Below are 17,828 nucleotides of genomic sequence, written 5' to 3' on the forward strand. Positions count from 1 at the left end.
GAGGCACGTCGGGGCTTGTTTATACTTTAGTCGAGTTTAAGCACGGCTAAGAAGGCTTCTTGCGGGATTTCCACGTTGCCTACCTGGCGCATGCGTTTCTTACCTTTCTTCTGTTTCTCCAGGAGCTTACGCTTCCGTGAAATGTCACCGCCGTAGCACTTGGCCAGTACGTTTTTACGCAGGGCCTTCACTGTTTCGCGTGCAATGATTTTCTGGCCGATGGCAGCCTGAATGGCGATCTCGAACATCTGGCGCGGCAGCAGCTCACGCAGCTTCTCGCAGAGGCGCTTGCCCCAGTCGTAGGCTTTATCGCGGTGCACGATCGCGCTCAGCGCATCCACCTTCTCACCGTTCAGCATTATATCCAGCTTCACCATGTTTGACTGCCGAAAGCCGATCAGCTCGTAGTCAAGCGAGGCATAGCCGCGCGAAATTGTTTTCAGTTTATCGAAGAAGTCGAACACGATCTCTGCCAACGGCATCTCGAAGGTCATCTCCACCCGGTCACTCGTCAGGTAGGTCTGGTTCTTCAGGATACCGCGTTTATCCATACACAGCGTGATGATAGGGCCCACAAAGTCAGATTTAGATATGATCTGCGCCTTGATAAACGGCTCTTCGATATGGTCGATGTAGTTCGGGTCCGGCATCTCCGACGGTGCGTTAACCTTCACCATTGCCTCTTTAGTAGTATAGGCATGGAACTGTACCGACGGAACGGTGGTGATCACCGTCATGTCGAACTCACGCTCCAGACGCTCCTGCACGATCTCCATGTGCAGCATCCCCAGGAAACCGCAACGGAAGCCGAAACCAAGTGCCGCCGATGTTTCCGGCTCCCACACCAGCGAGGCATCGTTTAGCTGCAGCTTCTCCATAGAGGCACGCAGCTCTTCGTACTCGCTTGTCTCTACCGGGTAAATACCGGCAAATACCATCGGCTTCACATCCTCAAAGCCCTGAATGCCCTGCGCCGGACGATCCACGTGCGTAATGGTATCCCCTACTTTAACCTCTTTGGCGTTTTTGATACCTGAGATAAGGTAGCCCACGTTACCGGCCCCCATTTCCTGGCGGGCCTCCTGGTTCAGCTTCAACACGCCGATTTCATCGGCTTCATAGGTTTTACCCGTGTTGATGAACTTAACCTTCTCCCCCTTCTTCAGCGAGCCGTTGAAAATACGGAAGTATACTTCGATCCCTCGGTAGGAATTGAAAACTGAGTCAAAGATAAGTGCTTGCAGCGGTGCTTCCGGGTCGCCCTTCGGGGCCGGAATACGGTCGCAGATGGCATTCAGAATGTCTTCCACGCCAATACCAGCCTTGCCCGAAGCATGGATGATATCCTCCTTATCGCAACCGATCAGGTCGATGATCTGGTCCGACACCTCTTCCGGCATCGCGTGCGGCAGGTCGATCTTGTTGAGCACCGGGATGATCTCCAGGTCGTTGCCGATGGCCAGGTAAAGGTTAGAGATAGTCTGTGCTTCGATGCCCTGGGAGGAGTCCACAATCAGCAAAGCGCCCTCGCAGGCAGCAATAGAGCGGGAAACCTCGTAGGAAAAGTCCACGTGGCCAGGCGTGTCTATCAGGTTCAGCACATAGTCCTCCCCTTTGTAGTGATAGTTCATCTGGATGGCGTGGCTCTTAATAGTAATGCCGCGCTCACGCTCCAGGTCCATGTTGTCAAGCAGCTGGTGTTGCATTTCACGCTCCGCTACCGTTTGGGTGAATTCCAACAGGCGGTCGGCCAAGGTGCTTTTACCGTGGTCGATGTGGGCGATGATGCAGAAATTACGGATGTTCTTCATAAATATCTATACGAAAAACAAAGTTAATAAATCTTCCACTCATGTCAGCAGATTTTGGCTATCCTTGCAAGAAATAAACGCCCTGCCGTTACGCTATACCTCATTTTGCGGCACGGCCAGCCACTGTGCGCGTTTGTGCGGGGTGGTGAATTTTATTTCCGGTAAACGGGTTTAGTTAGTGTAGGGAAGCTGTACAAGTATAAAAGGATGACAAAAGAAGAGTTTGATGCTACGTTCAGCGAGAGCCTGAACGCCATTTTGGAAGCCATGGCAGAGAATGCGGAAATAGACCCCGAAAAGTTCTACAGCATGGCTTGTGTAATTGAGAACCTGCGCTTTTTCAGCCCGGTGCTGTTCGGCGCCATTCGCAACGGTAAAAAGTAAAGTCATATTGAGCGAAGGCCTGCCGCACCATCCCGTGCGGCAGGCCTTCGCTTTTACCGGACAGAAGTGCCGGCACTGCTTTCCCGTCTTTAAACACTCCCTTCCCCTCCGCCTACCGCTTCTCTTCAAGGAGCCCCCTGCTCCTGCTGCCGCCACACCGCTCTGCGCCTGGCAGCCCTATACTTCTTACCTGTTTTATACTTGTGGCAAGCATTGCTGCGTATAGCTAAGGGTGCGAACGAGCTTTTGGGCCTGCCGCAACGGCTGTAAGTATGCCTAAAAATGACTATATTCGCATCAAATCTGGAAAAAAACTGTTAAGTATACATGCAAGCAACTACAGTAGAACCATACAAGCCTGTAAACCATATTCGTATCGTTACAGCTGCTTCTCTGTTCGACGGCCACGATGCAGCCATTAATATCATGCGTCGTATCATACAGGCCTCCGGTGCAGAGGTAATCCACCTGGGCCACAACCGCTCGGTGCAGGAAATCGTGGACTGTGCCATTCAGGAGGATGCGCAGGCTATTGCCATCACCTCTTACCAGGGTGGCCACATCGAGTACTTCAAGTACATGTACGACCTGCTCAACGAGCGGGGCAGCGGGCACATCCGCATCTTCGGCGGCGGCGGCGGGGTTATACTCCCTGTTGAGATCGAGGAGCTGCACGAGTACGGCATCGCCCGTATTTACTCCCCGGACGACGGCCGCGCCATGGGCCTGCAGGGCATGATCAACGACATGCTGCAGAAGTGCGACTTCCCGACGGGCCAGAACCTGAACGGCGAGTACAAGCACCTCCAGGAAAAGAACCCTAAAGACATTGCCCGCTTGATTTCTGCCGCAGAAAACTTTCCGGAGGAAGCCCGCGGCATACTGAACCAGGTAAAGGACCAGGCAAAAGAGATCAAAACACCGGTACTAGGTATAACCGGTACGGGTGGTGCCGGTAAGTCCTCTTTGGTGGATGAGCTGGTGCGCCGCTTCCTGATGGACTTCCCGGAGAAGAAGATCGCTATCATCTCTGTTGACCCTTCGAAGCGTAAAACCGGCGGAGCCTTGCTGGGCGACCGTATCCGCATGAACTCTATCTCCAATGAAAGAGTGTACATGCGCTCCCTGGCTACCCGCCAAAGCAACCTGGCCCTGAGCAAGTATGTGCAGGACGCCGTGGACATTGTAAAGGCTGCCAGCTTCGACCTGATCATCCTGGAGACTTCCGGTATCGGCCAGTCTGACACGGAGATTATTGAGCACTCCGACATGAGCCTGTACGTGATGACGCCGGAGTACGGGGCCGCCACCCAGCTCGAGAAGATCGACATGCTGGACTTTGCCGATGTGATCGCCCTGAATAAATTCGACAAGCGCGGCGCACTGGACGCCCTGCGCGATGTGAAGAAGCAGTACAAGCGCAACCACCAGCTGTGGGACGTGAAGGATGAGGATATTCCGGTGTTCGGCACCATCGCCTCTCAGTTCAACGACCCGGGCATGAACCAGCTGTACCGCACAATCATGGGCACCATTTCGGAGAAGACAGGCATTGCGTTTGACTCCAACCTACAGACATCGAAGGAGATGTCGGAGAAGGTGTTCATCATCCCTCCTAGCCGCACGCGGTACCTCTCTGAGATTTCTGAGACCATCCGCAGCTACGACAAATGGTCCAACGACCAGGCGGAAGTGGCGCAGAAGCTGTACGGCATCAAGAAGTCTATCGAGGCAATACAGGAAATTGAGGTAGAAGACAAGGACCGCCTGGTAAAGCAACTGGAAGCCGCCTATGCGGAAGTGGAGCTGAACCTGGACGGCCAGAACAAGAAGATACTCGATAACTGGAAAGAGAAAGTACAGGCGTACAAAAACGAGTTCTACGTCTTTAAAGTACGCGACAAAGAGCTGAAGATAAAGACGCACACCGAGTCGCTCTCGCACCTGCAGATACCGAAAGTAGCCACGCCGAAGTATGAGGCCTGGGGCGACCTGCTGAAGTGGAACCTGCAGGAAAACGTACCGGGAGAGTTCCCATACACAGCCGGTGTGTTCCCGTTCAAGCGCGAAGGCGAAGACCCCACCCGTATGTTTGCCGGTGAAGGTGGCCCTGAGCGCACAAACCGTCGCTTCCACTACGTGAGCCTGGGCATGCCAGCCAAGCGCCTGTCTACTGCCTTTGACTCGGTTACCCTTTACGGCGAAGACCCGGATTACAGACCGGATATCTACGGTAAGATCGGTAACTCGGGCGTGAGCATCTGCTGCCTGGACGATGCCAAGAAACTGTACTCCGGCTTTAACCTGGCCGATCCGAAGACTTCGGTATCCATGACCATCAATGGCCCGGCTGCTATACTTACCGGCTTCTTCATGAATGCCGCCATAGACCAGCAGTGCGAGCTCTACATTAAAGAGCATGGCCTGGAGGAAGAGGTTGAGAAGAAAATTGAGGCGATCTATAAAGAAAAAGGCGCTGAGCGGCCAAGCTACCAGGGCAAACTACCGGAAGGCAACGACGGCCTCGGCCTGATGCTGCTCGGCGTAACCGGCGACCAGGTATTGCCATCCGAAGTATACGAACCGATTAAAACACGCACACTGGCTGCCGTACGCGGTACCGTGCAGGCGGATATCCTGAAGGAAGACCAGGCACAGAACACCTGTATCTTCTCAACGGAGTTCTCGCTGCGCTTGATGGGAGACGTGCAGCAGTACTTCATCGACAAGAACGTGCGTAACTTCTACTCGGTGTCGATCTCCGGCTACCACATTGCCGAGGCTGGCGCCAACCCAATTTCGCAGCTTGCCTTTACACTGGCAAACGGCTTTACGTTTGTAGAGTACTACGTGAGCCGCGGTATGGACATCAACAAATTCGCTCCGAACCTAAGCTTCTTCTTCTCCAACGGCATTGATCCGGAGTATGCGGTAATCGGCCGTGTGGCGCGCAGAATCTGGGCCAAAGCGATGAAGCACAAGTATGGCGCCGATGCCCGCTCGCAGATGCTGAAGTACCACATCCAGACGTCCGGCCGCTCCCTGCACGCGCAGGAGATCGACTTTAACGATATCCGCACCACGCTGCAGGCGCTGTACGCCATTTATGACAACTGTAACTCGCTGCACACAAACGCTTACGACGAGGCCATCACAACCCCTACAGAGGCCTCTGTACGCCGTGCCATGGCCATCCAGCTGATCATTAACCGTGAGCTGGGTCTTGCGAAGAATGAGAACCCGCTGCAAGGCTCGTTCATCATCGAAGAGCTGACGGACCTGGTAGAAGAGGCGGTGCTGACAGAGTTCGACCGCATCACCGAACGCGGAGGCGTGCTGGGTGCCATGGAGACCATGTACCAGCGCGGCAAAATTCAGGAGGAGAGCCTGTACTACGAGACACTGAAGCACACCGGCGAGTATCCGATTATCGGCGTGAACACCTTCCTGTCTTCCAAAGGCTCCCCAACCGTAATCCCGACAGAGGTAATCCGGGCTACGGAAGAGGAAAAGAAATACCAGATCTCGATGGTGCATGCCCTGCAGGAGCGCAACGCAGACAAGTCTGCAGAAATGCTCAAGCGCATTCAGCAGGTAGCCATCAACAACGGCAACATCTTCGAAGAAATGATGGATACCGTGAAGTTCTGCTCCCTGGGCCAGATTACCAACGCACTGTTTGAAGTAGGCGGCCAATACCGCAGAAACATGTAAGGCGCCTTCTGGGATACAAGTAAAGAAGCCGGACCATGGGTCCGGCTTTTCTTTTTAGTGCAGGCCCCTATTAAGTTAAGGAGCAAGTATAACAGCACCCTGCGCCAGACGTAAGTATAAGGTAGAGATTAAGTTATAACTACTATGAAACAGACAGAAGCATCTCCGTTGCTATACTTTTTAGGCACCGTTTTATTGTTGGGAACAGTAGCCTGCTTGTTTGTTTACCACTGTTTCGACGGCGAGGAGCTTGAGATTGACACCTATGATGAACATAACGAGGATTATCTTTAGCCACCTTAAAGGGCACAAAAAAGCCCCGCCAGGAAACTGACGGGGCTTTTTTGTGCCGCTCTACAAGGCTAGTTAAGCATATAGTTAGCATTTAGCTCCCTGGCGGCAGCGTTTTTAGAGAAGTACAGATCTTTGAAGCTGACGTTCTTGCCCTGCTCCACTCTTCTGAAGATCTTTTCCGGTTTGATCGCAGCAAGCGAACCAAAGCCACACGCCTCCATCACCTCTGCCGTGGATTTGATGGTGTTCCCGTGGAAGTTTGCCACGCGCACCCGCTTATCCGCCACATCAAGCCCCTGGTAAAGGTTTTTGTCCTGCGTGGCAATACCCACCGGGCAGCGACCGGAGTCGCACTGCAGGGCCTGGATACAACCCAGCGAGAACATCATTCCGCGCGCGCTGTAGCAGCTGTCAGCCCCCAACGACACGGCTTTGATGATGTCTACCCCTGTTATGATCTTGCCAGCTACGAACAGCTTAATCTCCTTGCGCAGGCCATACTTCTTCAGTGTGCTGTGTGCATAGGCCAGCGCGTCGTAAAGCGGCATGCCCAGGCTGTCGGTAAACTCCAGCGGAGCCGCGCCCGTTCCACCCTCGGCACCGTCAATGGTGATAAAGTCCGGGAAGAGGTTGTTGTGCATCATCTCCTGGCAAAGGCGCTCAAACTCCAGCTTCTCCCCGATACAGAGTTTAATGCCGATCGGCTTACCTTCTGACAACACCCGCAGCTTCTCAATGTAGAGCAACAGCGTAAACTGGTCGTTGAAGGCTGAGTGCGCCGGTGGCGAAGCAACCGTGGTGTAAGGCTCCACTTTGCGGATAGCCGCGATCTCTGGCGTATTTTTCGCCGCCGGAAGTATACCGCCGTGCCCAGGCTTGGCCCCCTGCGACAGCTTTATCTCCACCATCTTGATCTGCGGGTGCGCAACCTGCTCTTTAAAAAGCGCCTCAGAGAAGTTGCCTTGCTTATCGCGGCAGCCAAAGTAGCCCGTGCCGATCTGCCAGATTAAGTCGCCGCCGCCCTCGATGTGGAAGGGGCTAACGCCACCCTCTCCCGTGTTGTGCGCAAAGCCCCCTAATTTGGCTCCGGCACTCAGGGCCGTGATCGCCGTCTTGCTCAACGAGCCGTAGCTCATGGCCGAGATATTGTAAATGCTGGCGCTGTAAGGCTGCTGGCAGCGGCTGCTCCCCACGGTTACGCGCAGGTCCTCCTCTTTCACGTGCACCGGGAACATCGTGTGGGCAATCCACTCGTAGCCCACCTCCTGGCTGTTGCTTTGCATACCGAAGGGCACCGTCTGGCGCTGGTTCTTGGCACGCTGATACACGATTGACCGCTGGCGGCGGCTAAACGGTTTACCGTCCAGGTCCGACTCGAAGAAATACTGGCGAAACTCCGGGCGTATACTTTCGAAAAAGTACCGCAGGTACCCCAGCAGCGGATAGTTGCGCAGGAGCGAGTGCCGCGCCTGGCGCACATTGTACAGGTACACCAGGTGCAGCGGCACGAGCAACAGTAGCAGCCATAGCATGTGCCTGTTAAAAATGGACAAAGTTAAGGTAACTAAATACGTTGCGATAATAACGTACGACAGCGTACGCCTGACGCTAATGCTTGTAGCCATTATATGTAAGTATATTTATATGAGTTATTTGCTTTTAACTGATGCATAAGGTTAATCCAGCATTACCTCCTGAGGGCAGGCGCAATGCTGGGCAGCTCAGCTAAAGTCTTTGGGAGTGGTGTAAAAACAGAGACAATATCCGTTCAGATGGTCGCGCAGCGCCACATGGTGCGAACCGGTAGCCATTCCCTGGCAGGAACAGGCAGTATTTAAAAGGCTCATATGTTGGCGTTGCAGCGGCATACTCAATATTTTGGCGCAAAGGTATAGGATTATTTGCGATAAAAGCCACTAAGTATGAATTTGAATTTTTCAGATACCGTAGCAGCTAAAGCGGTTCCCGGGGCAAAGCCTGTTTCAAAAACCGCCATCCTTACATGCATCCCTTACCCAACCCGTCAGCGTAAGGTTACAATAGGCTGCTGCCCCGTGAGTAACACGCTGCGTTACAAAAGCTTAACGGCGGCGTAATAATTGGGTGAAATTAATGAGCAACCTTCGCGTAAGAAAAGCGTTCTACTCACAGATTCACCCAAAAAAGATTAATACCATGAAGAGTATCTCAGCAATTTCATCCATGCTGTTGGTAGGCACTACAGTAGGCCTGTTTATTAAGAGTTGGTTAGCTCCCAGCACAATTGAAATTGACCTGACAGGCGAAGAATACCACCTGTACCTGTAAACGAAAACCGAGTTCAATAAGTAAGGGCCGCTCTGATGAGCGGCCCTTACTTATGTGTACCGGTGCAGCAAAATCCAACTTAATGCACGTCTGTGGGTACGTTTGTGTTCTTCTTGAACTTCTGTAAGTAAAGCAGCGGGATGGAGAACAGCATGATCAAACCGGCTACCCAATACGCATCGGTATAGGTCAGTAGATAGGTCTGCTTTGTCACCATGCCCTCAATAGCTTTATAGGCCGCTGTTTTGGCATCTATCAGGCTGTACCCCTTCGACACGAAGGTTTGAATCAGCCCGTTAAAACGCTGCATAAAGGCAGTATTGTACTCGTTGATGTTCACCAGCAGGTCGTTGCGGTGCACACCCTGGCGCACATGGATCAGCGTAGTTAGCGCAGCGATACCGAAGGAGCCTCCCAACTGGCGGCTCATATTGTTCAAGCCTGTGCCCTGCCCTATCTCCTTCCCATGCAAATCCTGCACGGCCAGCGTTGTAAGCGGCACAAAGAGCAACGACATACCGATACCGCGTATCACAAGCGGCCAGAAGAAGTCCCCCGTGCCCGACAGAAGGTTCGAGTTGCTTAGCATCCAGGAGAACACAAAGAACAGGAACATACCCATGGTCGCCATGAATTGGGCCGGGACGCCGCGCTGCAGCATCTTCCCTACAAAAGGCATCATGATAATGGTACACAGGCCGCCCGGCAACAGCAGCTGCCCGGTTTGTTGTGCGGTAAAGCCCAGCAGGTTCTGGCAGAAGATCGGGAACACGAACATGGAGCCGTACAGACCGAAGCCCAGCACAAACGAGGTAAACATACCAATGGAGAAGCTTCTGTGCTTTAAGATCTTGAGGTTTACGATAGGGTGGTCTGTGCTAAGCTCACGCCAGATAAACAGGATGGCACCGAGCACAGCCATTACAGCCAGCACCACGATATACCCTGTCTCAAACCAGTCTTCGCTTTCCCCCTTCTCCAGCAGCGTCTGCAGCGAGCCTACAGCCAGGGCAAGCAAAGCGATGCCCCACCAGTCAACAGGTGCGCCTTTGGATTCTTTCTCGGTAGGCTTCACAAAGAGATACGTGGCAAAAGCAGCCAGAATACCCACAGGAATGTTCACGTAGAAAATCCAGGGCCAGGAGTAGTTATCGGTAATGTAGCCCCCAATGGTCGGGCCCAGCGTTGGGCCAACCACCGCACCAAGACCAAACAAGGCGGTGGCTGTACCTACCTGCTCTCGCGGCCAGGTCTCCAGCAGGATGGACTGCGCCGTAGACAGCAGGCCACCGCCGGCCAGACCCTGTATAATCCGGAAGATAACCAGCTCATCAAAGTTTGCCGCATTTCCGCATAGAAAGGAGGTGACGGTAAAGATGATGATAGAGGCCATAAAGTAATTCTTCCGGCCGAAGCGGCCTCCCAGCCAGCCAGACATGGGGAGCACGATTACGTTGGCAACGGCATAACCCGTTACCACCCACGCAATATCCTCCAGAGTTGCCCCCAGGTTACCTTGTATCTGGGGCATGGCCACGTTCACAATAGTGGTGTCGATCAGCTCCAGAAGCGAAGCCGTGATCACAGTTATGGTGATGAGCCATTTTTTTATTCCGGTTTCAGCCATCTACTTACCCTTCCTTTGTCAGCACCGAAACATATACACTCATACCGGCACGTAATTTCTTCAATACTTCTTCGCTGGCTTTCAGCTTGATTTTCACCGGTACGCGCTGTACCACTTTCACAAAGTTACCCGTTGCGTTGTCCGGCGGCAGCAGGGAGAACTTAGCGCCTGTCGCTGGCGAGAAATTGTAGATTTCGCCTTCTATCTTCTCCTCCGGGAAGGCATCTACGCGGATGTCCACGTGCTGGCCCTCGTGCAGGTTCTCAAGCTGGGTCTCTTTGAAGTTGGCTGTTACGTACAGGCTGTTGTCGTTCACGATGGAGAAAAGCGTTTGCCCCGGCTGAACCAGCTGGCCTTTCTGGATGCTTTTCTTGGAGACGATACCTCCTGCAGGGGCTTCAATGTTTGTGTAGGAAAGCTGCAGTTTGGCAAAGTCAACATCCGCCTGGCGCTGGTCCACACCGATGTTGTTAACAGCCAGCTGCGACTGTGTGGTCTTGATCTGCTCCTGCGCCGCACGGTACTGGTCCTGCGCCGCCTGGTAGGCTGCACGGGCCGCGTCGCGTTGCGCTTTGGCCTGGTCAAACTGCTGCTGCGTAATAGAACCGTCCTGCACCAGGTTTGCATAGCGCTTAAAGTCCTCTTCCGCCTGCCACAGCTTTACTTTGGCGGCCTCTGCGTTAGATCTCGCAGTGGATGCGTTCGCCCGCGTAGTGCTTACCTGCGCCTGCGTTACGTCGATGCCGGCGGAGGCGCCATGCTGCGCGGCCAGGGCCTGCTCCAGCTTTATCCTGTAGTCGCGCTCATCCAGCTTCACCAGCAGCTGCCCTTGTTTTACGTGCTGGTTCTCCTCAAACATGATGGTATCAACATAACCGCCCACGCGTGCAACCACAGGGCTGATGTCAGCATCAATCTGCGCATCGTCTGTGTCTTCGTGCTTGCTAAGGTAAAGGTACTCCTTAACGCCATAGCCACCGCCGATCAGTATAATGGCCGCCAGTATAACGATGAGCACCTTGTTTGGCTTCTTTTTATTTGTGGTTTCCATGAAATTGTGTCGTCTTATTTAATTATGTTTCCTGTTGATTTCAATAAAGTATAATAAGCCAGGGTGGCATCTGCTTTCGCCAGCTCCAGGTTCACCAGCTGCTGGAAGAGCTGCGTCTCCGCATCGATGCGGTCGGTGGCCGTGGCAACCTTGTTCTGGTACTGCGACTCCAGAATGCGGTCGTTTTCCTGCGCCTGGGCAATGGCCGTCTGCAGGATGTTCACACGCTCCTGGGCCATCAGGTAGTTTTGGTAGCTCTGGTTCACTTCCGTCTTCACCATATCCATCGCCGTCAGTTTGCTAAGCTCCACCTCGGTTTTCTGCACCTTGGCCTCCTGCACCTTGTGCTTGTTCAGCCACAGCTGATCGAAATTCCAGGCAACGGTCGCCCCGATTGTGAAGGGAGCTAAATAGTTATTCTTCGCCGGCACAAATGCACCGTTAGGGTTTAAGTAGTGGGCATCGGCACCCAGCACCACAGTAGGGAGCTTTTCGGCACGCACCGACTTTACCTGGTTGTCGGCCACCTGCCCCTGCAGGTTCAGGGCGCGTAGCTCCGGCCTGTTTACCAGGGCAGAGTCGATGTAGGCGCTGAAGGTTGCCGCCAGTTCCGCGGGTGCCTGGGCTTCCTGTGCCACAAGGTCTGTTTCCTCCGGAAGCCCCAGCAGCAGGTCAAGGTTGTAAACCACAATCTTTCTGTTGGTTTCCAGGTCGACACGAGAAAGCTCTACGTTACTGCGCTGAAGCTGAAAGCGCAGCACGTCATTCTTGGTTACAAGCCCCTGCTCAAAGAAACGCTGCGCCCGCTTTATCTGGCGGTCAACATCTTCCAGGTTCTGCTCCAGCACCTTTTTGCTTTGCTGCAGCTTGTACAGGTTAATGTAAGCGTTGGTGATGTTATAGGCGATCTCCTCCTTATCTTTCTCTGTATCGAGCTTCGCTACCTGCGTCAGCAGGCTGGTTGACTCCTGCGCGTAGCGGAGGCGGTTGCCACTGAACAGCACTTCCTGCAGCGACACCCCGCCTATAAACGCGTCGGCGCGCTTAGGAAGGTAGTAGGGCTCCCCCTCCTCCGACATTTTGAAAGTAGTTGTCGGAATTTCGGCGTGGTTGTAAGTATAGCTGGCGCTGCCGGTTGGCAAGGCCTTGTCCTTGGCCTGCTTGTAGCGGGCAACGGCTTCCTCCACTTTGGCGTGCGACAGTTGCAGCTGCTTGCTGTTCTCAACGCCCAGGCTAATGGCCTCCTGCAGTGTCAGCTGCTTCAGGTCCTGGGCAGTGGCTGCCCCCGACAGCCCCAGCAGCAGGAGGACAGCGCACATGCGCTTGGTTAGCCCCCTCAGCCGGCTCGTTTTACTCATCTTCATGTTTTATTAAATATGCTTTAAGTATTGCTGTGATATGTTTCTTCACCCTTGGCTTTACCACCTCCTCCACCTGCTGTGCATCCTGCATGTCGGTTTGCAGTAGGCGGTTGGTAACGTGGCCGGAGTTAACGATGTAGTATTTCACACCAAGTATGGTCGCGACTGTCATTTCAGGGTCTACAGGCATAAAGCTGCCGTCCTCAATCCCCTCCAAAATGACCTCGCGTATCACCTGGATGTTCTTCATGATGTTTTCGGTGATATAGCTGGCGCTCTCGAAGCGGTGAGACAGGGAAAGCTCCCGCTGCACCAGTTTATGGAAGCTGTTATTCGACAGCACGCGGTCAATGTAGATGTCGATCATCAGCTCCAGCCGCTGCCAGGCAGGAAGCGGCCTGCGCTGCACCTCTTCCAGAAGCACCCGCAGAGAGGTGATGCGCCGCTCCAGCACCGCCTGCAGCAAACCGTCCTTCGACCCAAAATAATAGTTAAGCATGGCCATATTCACCCCAGCCTCACCTGCCAGCAGACGCGTAGAGGCACCCTCATAGCCGTACTCAGCGAAAACTCGCTCAGCAGTATTCAGGATATGCTCTTTCTTGTCTTCTTTCTTTGAATCCATGTGTTAAGATTGTTTTGCAAAGTTAATCAATCGATTAATTAGTATACAAATTTTGTGCTGTAATAATTTCATACTGCACAAAACCTCCTGCTGGTCCTGCGGTATTTTTACCTGCACAATACCCCAGCAGGCAGTTTTTCACGTAAGCAGATACTACAGTTACAGGCAAGCCGGGGCGCAAAACAGTAGACCGCCTTTTGGTTCGGCTTAAATTATGTAGCTTTGTAGGAGTACCTCGCAAATAATTAAACTTTCATACTAAACCGCACCCCCGGGTGCACAACCACACACTATGGATTTAAAAGAAAAGATCAGCTACATCATTGGCCGCGACATGGCGACTAACCTTAAGAAGCAAGGCATTGAGGTGGAGGCAGAGTCTTTTATGAAAGGCCTGAAGGATGTGCAGGCTGGTAACGCCTCTAGCTTATCTCAGCAGGAAGTACAGGAAGCCATGATGGCCCTGCAGCAGGAGATGGCACAGAAGCAGAGCGCTGCCGGCAATGAAAATAAACAAGCCGGAGAAGAATTCCTGGCAGCAAATAAGAGCAAAGAAGGCGTACATACGTTACCAAGCGGGCTGCAGTACATGGTACTGCAGGAAGGCACGGGCAAGTCTCCGTCTGCCAACGATACCGTAACTACCCACTACCACGGCACGCTGATTGACGGCACTACCTTCGACTCCTCGTATGAGCGTGGGCAACCGGCTACTTTCCCGGTAAATGGCGTAATCGCCGGCTGGACTGAGGCGCTTCAGAAAATGAAGGAAGGTGCGAAGTGGAGACTGTTTGTTCCTGCCAACCTGGCGTATGGAGCACAGGGTGCCGGCGATGTGATCGGGCCAAACTCTACCCTCATCTTTGATGTGGAGTTGCTGCAGGTGAAATAGCTTTCCGCTGCAACACATGTAAAAAAAGAGCGGCCCGGGCTTGTACAAGCCCGGGCCGCTCTTTTTTAGGTAATAGCCTATCCCGCCCTGTTTTGGGCGGCCTGCTTAAAGCGGTACATTTCGTTTAGCCAGCGCTGCCCCTCCTCCTGGTACAGGAAGTGCTGAATGATCAGGAAGTTGTTGCCGTCCATCAGTTCGTCGCCGTCCAGGTCGGCCACCAGACCATGCAGCAGCGTTACGGGCAGCACTACGGCCACGAACACATCATCCTTCACTTGCCGCAGCACCTCCGGGAAAACCTCTTTGAATACCCAACGCTGATCGCGGCGCCTGATGGCGTTGCGCTTATGGAAGTCGAGCAGCCATTTTTTTGGCTTAAGCTCCCGTACAACCGAAATGATCCAGTCATAGCCAGCCTTGATCTCAGCAGTACTGGCTTCCCCCTCCCAGTGCACCAACAGTGTTTCTTCTTCGGCGTTGTAAGCGATATCCAGTTTGTCTGATGCATGCAGGCCTAACAGTGCTGCAGGCTGTGAGGCTGTGCAGGCATCCGTATGGTACGTCTTTTTCATAAGGAGTTTAATCTTGAATCGGATTTTACCTAGTAAGGAGTAGCTTATACGAAGGAAACGAACAAAACTGCTAATCCTTGCCTGGTTACCCCTATAATTATTATCCGGCAAGGCAGCTCTTTTCTTAGATTCGCCCTGGCATATACAGCGCACGTGTGGCGAGCAATATAATATGATGCAGTTATTTATATACTGCTTTTAAAGTAGCCGGATCATAATGCGGGATGAGAATAGCAGAAAAAGAAGTAAAGCAAACAAAAGCCGCTGGCTACCGTTCATTAAGCATCTGACCATCATCTCAAAACAGTATCCTTGTATGGCAAACAACACTAACGAAGGCAAAAAATTCTTAGACAGTGTCCATCAGTATTTCGACCACGCCGCCAGCTACTCCAGGCTGAGCTCCGGCATTATCGCACAAATCAGAGCCCCCAACAGCGTGTATAAAGTATCCTTTCCGGTTGAGATAGACGGGAAAGTAGAGGTGTTTGAAGGCATCCGGGTGCAGCACAGCCACCACAAGCTGCCTTCCAAAGGGGGCATCCGCTTTAGCATGCAGGTAGATGAGGATGAGGTGAAAGCACTGGCGTCTCTTATGACGTTTAAATGCGCTGTCGTGGACGTGCCGTTTGGTGGGGCCAAGGGTGGCGTGAAAATCAACCCGCGCACCAGCTCTGTGAAGACACTGGAAAAAGTAACGCGCCGCTATGCCGCCGAACTGATCAAGAAGAACCTGATAGGCCCCGGCATGGACGTGCCTGCTCCTGACTATGGCACGGGCAGCCGTGAAATGGCCTGGATTGCCGACACGTACCAGGCGCTCAAGTATGGCGAAACAAACGCACTGGGCTGCGTAACGGGCAAACCGATCGGGCAAGGCGGCATCCGTGGCCGTGCCGAAGCCACCGGGCTGGGCATATACTTTGGCCTGCGTGAGGCGCTCAGTGACACGGAGCTGCTTAAAGGCAAAGGGCTTAACGGCAACAGCATGGAGGGCAAGCGCATTATTGTGCAGGGCCTCGGTAACGTGGGCTACCATGCGGCTTTCTTTTGCCAGCAGGACGGTGCCATTATCACAGGGATTGCAGAGCGCGAAGGCGGCATCTACAACGAGAACGGCATTGATGTGAAGGAGGCCTTCAAGCACCGCAGCGAGAACGGCTCCATCCTGAACTTTAAGGACTGCAAGAACTTCGACAATTCAGAGGAGATGCTGGAGCTGGACTGCGACATCCTCCTTCCGGCTGCCCTCGAAAATGTGATTCATAAAGGCAATGCCGGCAACATCAAAGCTAAAATAGTAGCGGAGGGTGCCAACGGGCCTGTAACGCGTGAGGGCGAGGAAATTCTGCTGCGCAACGGCATCATTATACTTCCGGACCTGTACCTGAACGCGGGCGGTGTAACGGTATCGTACTTCGAGTGGCTGAAGAACCTCTCGAACGTGCGCTTTGGCCGCATGGGCAAGCGGGCGGAAGAAGCCAGCTACCGCAGGTTGGTGAACGCCATCGAGACCAGCTCGGGCAAATCAATGACAAACCAGGAACGCGCCTTTTTAACGCAAGGCGCCGATGAGATCAGCCTGGTGCGCTCCGGCCTGGAGGATACCATGATCAATGCCTACCACGGTATTAGGGATGTCATGGTGGAGAAAAACATACCGGACCTGCGTACGGCGGCCTTCTTAACGGCAATAGAGAAAATCGGGGTAAGCTATGAGTCGCTGGGAATCTTCCCTTGAGAAAACAGCTGTTCAGGCTTGATACAAGAAGGTCAGGGTTTCGGTGGAAGAACAACCATCTCCTGGCCTTTTTTTACGTCCTCCAGCCAGTGCAAGGCTTCCTGAAGCTGCGTAAAGTAGTTGAACTGGATAAAGCGCTGATGCGGGAGCGAGACCGGCACCTGGTAGTTCATGACAATTGCATTGAAATGCCGCTCAGAAAACACAATGGCCGCATGGATATCGTCCTGGATTATCTGGTAAACCTTGGGGTAGTACTCCTGGATGAGCCAGTTTTCCTGCTCCCTCTCCAGTGGCCCAATCTGGGTCTGGTCTGTGCAAAAAAGCTTCAGTTTGGTGTGTGTAGCCACAAATTCCAACGCATGCAGGTAGATTTCTGCCAGCAGTTTAGCGCTGGGCTTTCTTAGCCAACTGATCTGTAGGAACTCTGCCTGTTCCTGGTAAGAAATGATAGCGTAGGGGTTTTCAAATATCACCATACGAAAGGAGATTTTGCACTAGTTCCAACGAAATTTACATAGTAGTATTCTAATTAACAAGTATATTGCTTGCACGTAACATGCAACAACTACAGCCCATAGTGTAAAAAGGGCTACAACGTTGTTTAAAGCTATATTTATACTTTAAAATTTTCCACCTATGTTGTGCGTTCTTCCTTAAAGCCATTGCACCATGAACAGAAACAACCTTGTGCTCCCCTCCCTTGTACTTGGGGTTAGCTTTATACTTTGCGCCCTGCTACTGACGCTCTTCCTGCGCGCCCGCGACCAGGCAAACCAGACCATTAATGTCACCGGCTCCGCCAAGCGGGACATACGCTCTGATCTGGGGGTGCTCCGGAGCAACATACAGGCCACTGCCCCAACCGCCGAGGCAGCATACCAGCGCCTGCTACAGCAGCGCCCTACTGTACTGCAGTATCTCCGCGAAAAGGGTTTCAAAGAGGCAGACATAGAGATGAACCCCATCAACCTCAACCCTGTCTACGAGGTGACGGAAAACGGCTACAACAGCAACCGCATCATTGAGTATAATGCCAACCAGATGGTTGAGGTAAAGGCCATGGATGTGCAAAGAATAAAAGCCGTATCCCTGGATATGATCTCTCTGGTTAACGAGGGCATCAGTATCAGTGTAATGCCGCCTGAGTACTACTACACCAAACTGGCCGACCTGAAGATTGAGATACAGGCCGATGCCGCCAAGGATGCACTGGACAGGGCTGAGAAGATTGCTGAAGCCACCGGCAGTGAGCTTGGCGCCATTACGACCGCGCGGATGGGCGTCATACAGATCACCCCGGTTAACTCAAACATGATTTCAGACTACGGCATCAATGATGTCACGTCCATCGAAAAGGAAATCACCGCAGTCGTGAACGCCTCCTTCAGGCTGGACTAAACCGAACTAAAGCACAAAACAGCAGGGGCCGGCAAAAATTGCCGGCCC

At 53.0% G+C, this 17,828-nt stretch carries 15 protein-coding genes; 7 read left to right on the forward strand and 8 right to left on the reverse strand.

Annotated features, from left to right (window positions below; genetic code table 11):
• Positions 1-26: 26 nt before the first annotated feature.
• Positions 27-1,811: a translation elongation factor 4 gene (gene lepA / locus CA264_RS07180; RefSeq protein WP_025605867.1), complete on the reverse strand. Its 1,785-nt coding sequence runs from the start codon at positions 1,809-1,811 to the stop codon at positions 27-29.
• A gap of 207 nt (positions 1,812-2,018) precedes the next feature.
• Here lepA and CA264_RS21805 point away from each other — a divergent pair, with 207 nt between their 5' ends.
• The 3 genes from CA264_RS21805 (at position 2,019) to CA264_RS21810 (ending at position 6,203) form a co-directional block, all read left to right on the forward strand.
• Positions 2,019-2,195, forward strand: a complete 177-nt coding sequence (locus CA264_RS21805) for a hypothetical protein (RefSeq protein ID WP_162912064.1) — start codon at positions 2,019-2,021, stop codon at positions 2,193-2,195.
• A gap of 327 nt (positions 2,196-2,522) precedes the next feature.
• The gene (locus CA264_RS07185) at positions 2,523-5,909 is read left to right on the forward strand and encodes a methylmalonyl-CoA mutase family protein (protein ID WP_025605870.1); all 3,387 of its coding nucleotides are present in this window, start codon (positions 2,523-2,525) and stop codon (positions 5,907-5,909) included.
• 144 nt (positions 5,910-6,053) lie between these two features.
• On the forward strand, positions 6,054-6,203 hold the full coding sequence (locus CA264_RS21810; protein ID WP_157593657.1) for a hypothetical protein: 150 nt from the start codon (positions 6,054-6,056) through the stop codon (positions 6,201-6,203).
• 68 nt (positions 6,204-6,271) lie between these two features.
• On the opposite strand, the gene CA264_RS07190 is transcribed toward CA264_RS21810, so the two are convergent.
• Positions 6,272-7,735 carry an FMN-binding glutamate synthase family protein gene (locus tag CA264_RS07190; protein WP_025605871.1) on the reverse strand — a complete coding sequence of 488 codons (1,464 nt, stop codon included), beginning with the start codon at positions 7,733-7,735 and terminating at the stop codon, positions 6,272-6,274.
• Between the two features lie 643 nt (positions 7,736-8,378).
• On the opposite strand from CA264_RS07190, the gene CA264_RS22345 reads away from it, so the two are divergent.
• A complete protein-coding gene (locus tag CA264_RS22345; protein ID WP_257791733.1) occupies positions 8,379-8,510 on the forward strand; it encodes a hypothetical protein in 132 nt (43 codons plus the stop codon).
• A 79-nt stretch (positions 8,511-8,589) separates the two neighbouring features.
• On the opposite strand, the gene CA264_RS07200 is transcribed toward CA264_RS22345, so the two are convergent.
• Genes CA264_RS07200 through CA264_RS07215 form a run of 4 tightly spaced genes read right to left on the reverse strand, consistent with a single transcriptional unit; the run spans position 8,590 to position 13,174 of the window.
• Positions 8,590-10,137 (reverse strand): DHA2 family efflux MFS transporter permease subunit, encoded by a 1,548-nt coding sequence (locus CA264_RS07200; RefSeq protein WP_025605875.1) that lies wholly within the window; start codon positions 10,135-10,137, stop codon positions 8,590-8,592.
• A gap of 4 nt (positions 10,138-10,141) precedes the next feature.
• Positions 10,142-11,188 carry an HlyD family secretion protein gene (locus CA264_RS07205; protein WP_025605877.1) on the reverse strand — a complete coding sequence of 349 codons (1,047 nt, stop codon included), beginning with the start codon at positions 11,186-11,188 and terminating at the stop codon, positions 10,142-10,144.
• 14 nt (positions 11,189-11,202) lie between these two features.
• Positions 11,203-12,546, reverse strand: coding sequence for a TolC family protein (locus tag CA264_RS07210; RefSeq protein WP_025605879.1), 1,344 nt, complete (start codon positions 12,544-12,546; stop codon positions 11,203-11,205).
• A complete protein-coding gene (locus CA264_RS07215) occupies positions 12,539-13,174 on the reverse strand; it encodes a TetR/AcrR family transcriptional regulator (protein ID WP_025605881.1) in 636 nt (211 codons plus the stop codon). The genes CA264_RS07210 and CA264_RS07215 overlap by 8 nt, the downstream gene beginning before the upstream one ends.
• A gap of 292 nt (positions 13,175-13,466) precedes the next feature.
• Here CA264_RS07215 and CA264_RS07220 point away from each other — a divergent pair, with 292 nt between their 5' ends.
• The gene (locus CA264_RS07220; RefSeq protein WP_025605883.1) at positions 13,467-14,066 is read left to right on the forward strand and encodes an FKBP-type peptidyl-prolyl cis-trans isomerase; all 600 of its coding nucleotides are present in this window, start codon (positions 13,467-13,469) and stop codon (positions 14,064-14,066) included.
• 77 nt (positions 14,067-14,143) lie between these two features.
• Here CA264_RS07220 and CA264_RS07225 read toward each other — a convergent pair whose 3' ends face one another.
• Entirely contained in the window at positions 14,144-14,638 is a 495-nt protein-coding gene (locus CA264_RS07225) for a hypothetical protein (protein WP_025605885.1), read from the reverse strand.
• 316 nt (positions 14,639-14,954) lie between these two features.
• On the opposite strand from CA264_RS07225, the gene CA264_RS07230 reads away from it, so the two are divergent.
• Entirely contained in the window at positions 14,955-16,379 is a 1,425-nt protein-coding gene (locus CA264_RS07230) for a Glu/Leu/Phe/Val family dehydrogenase (RefSeq protein WP_025605887.1), read from the forward strand.
• Positions 16,380-16,411: 32 nt separating this feature from the next.
• Here CA264_RS07230 and CA264_RS07235 read toward each other — a convergent pair whose 3' ends face one another.
• Entirely contained in the window at positions 16,412-16,858 is a 447-nt protein-coding gene (locus CA264_RS07235) for a hypothetical protein (protein WP_025605888.1), read from the reverse strand.
• Positions 16,859-17,051: 193 nt separating this feature from the next.
• Here CA264_RS07235 and CA264_RS07240 point away from each other — a divergent pair, with 193 nt between their 5' ends.
• Complete coding sequence (locus tag CA264_RS07240) at positions 17,052-17,780, forward strand: SIMPL domain-containing protein (protein WP_025605889.1); 729 nt, start codon at positions 17,052-17,054, stop codon at positions 17,778-17,780.
• Positions 17,781-17,828: the final 48 nt, after the last annotated feature.

The organism is Pontibacter actiniarum, from assembly GCF_003585765.1.
GTDB classification, from domain to species: Bacteria; Bacteroidota; Bacteroidia; order Cytophagales; family Hymenobacteraceae; genus Pontibacter; species Pontibacter actiniarum.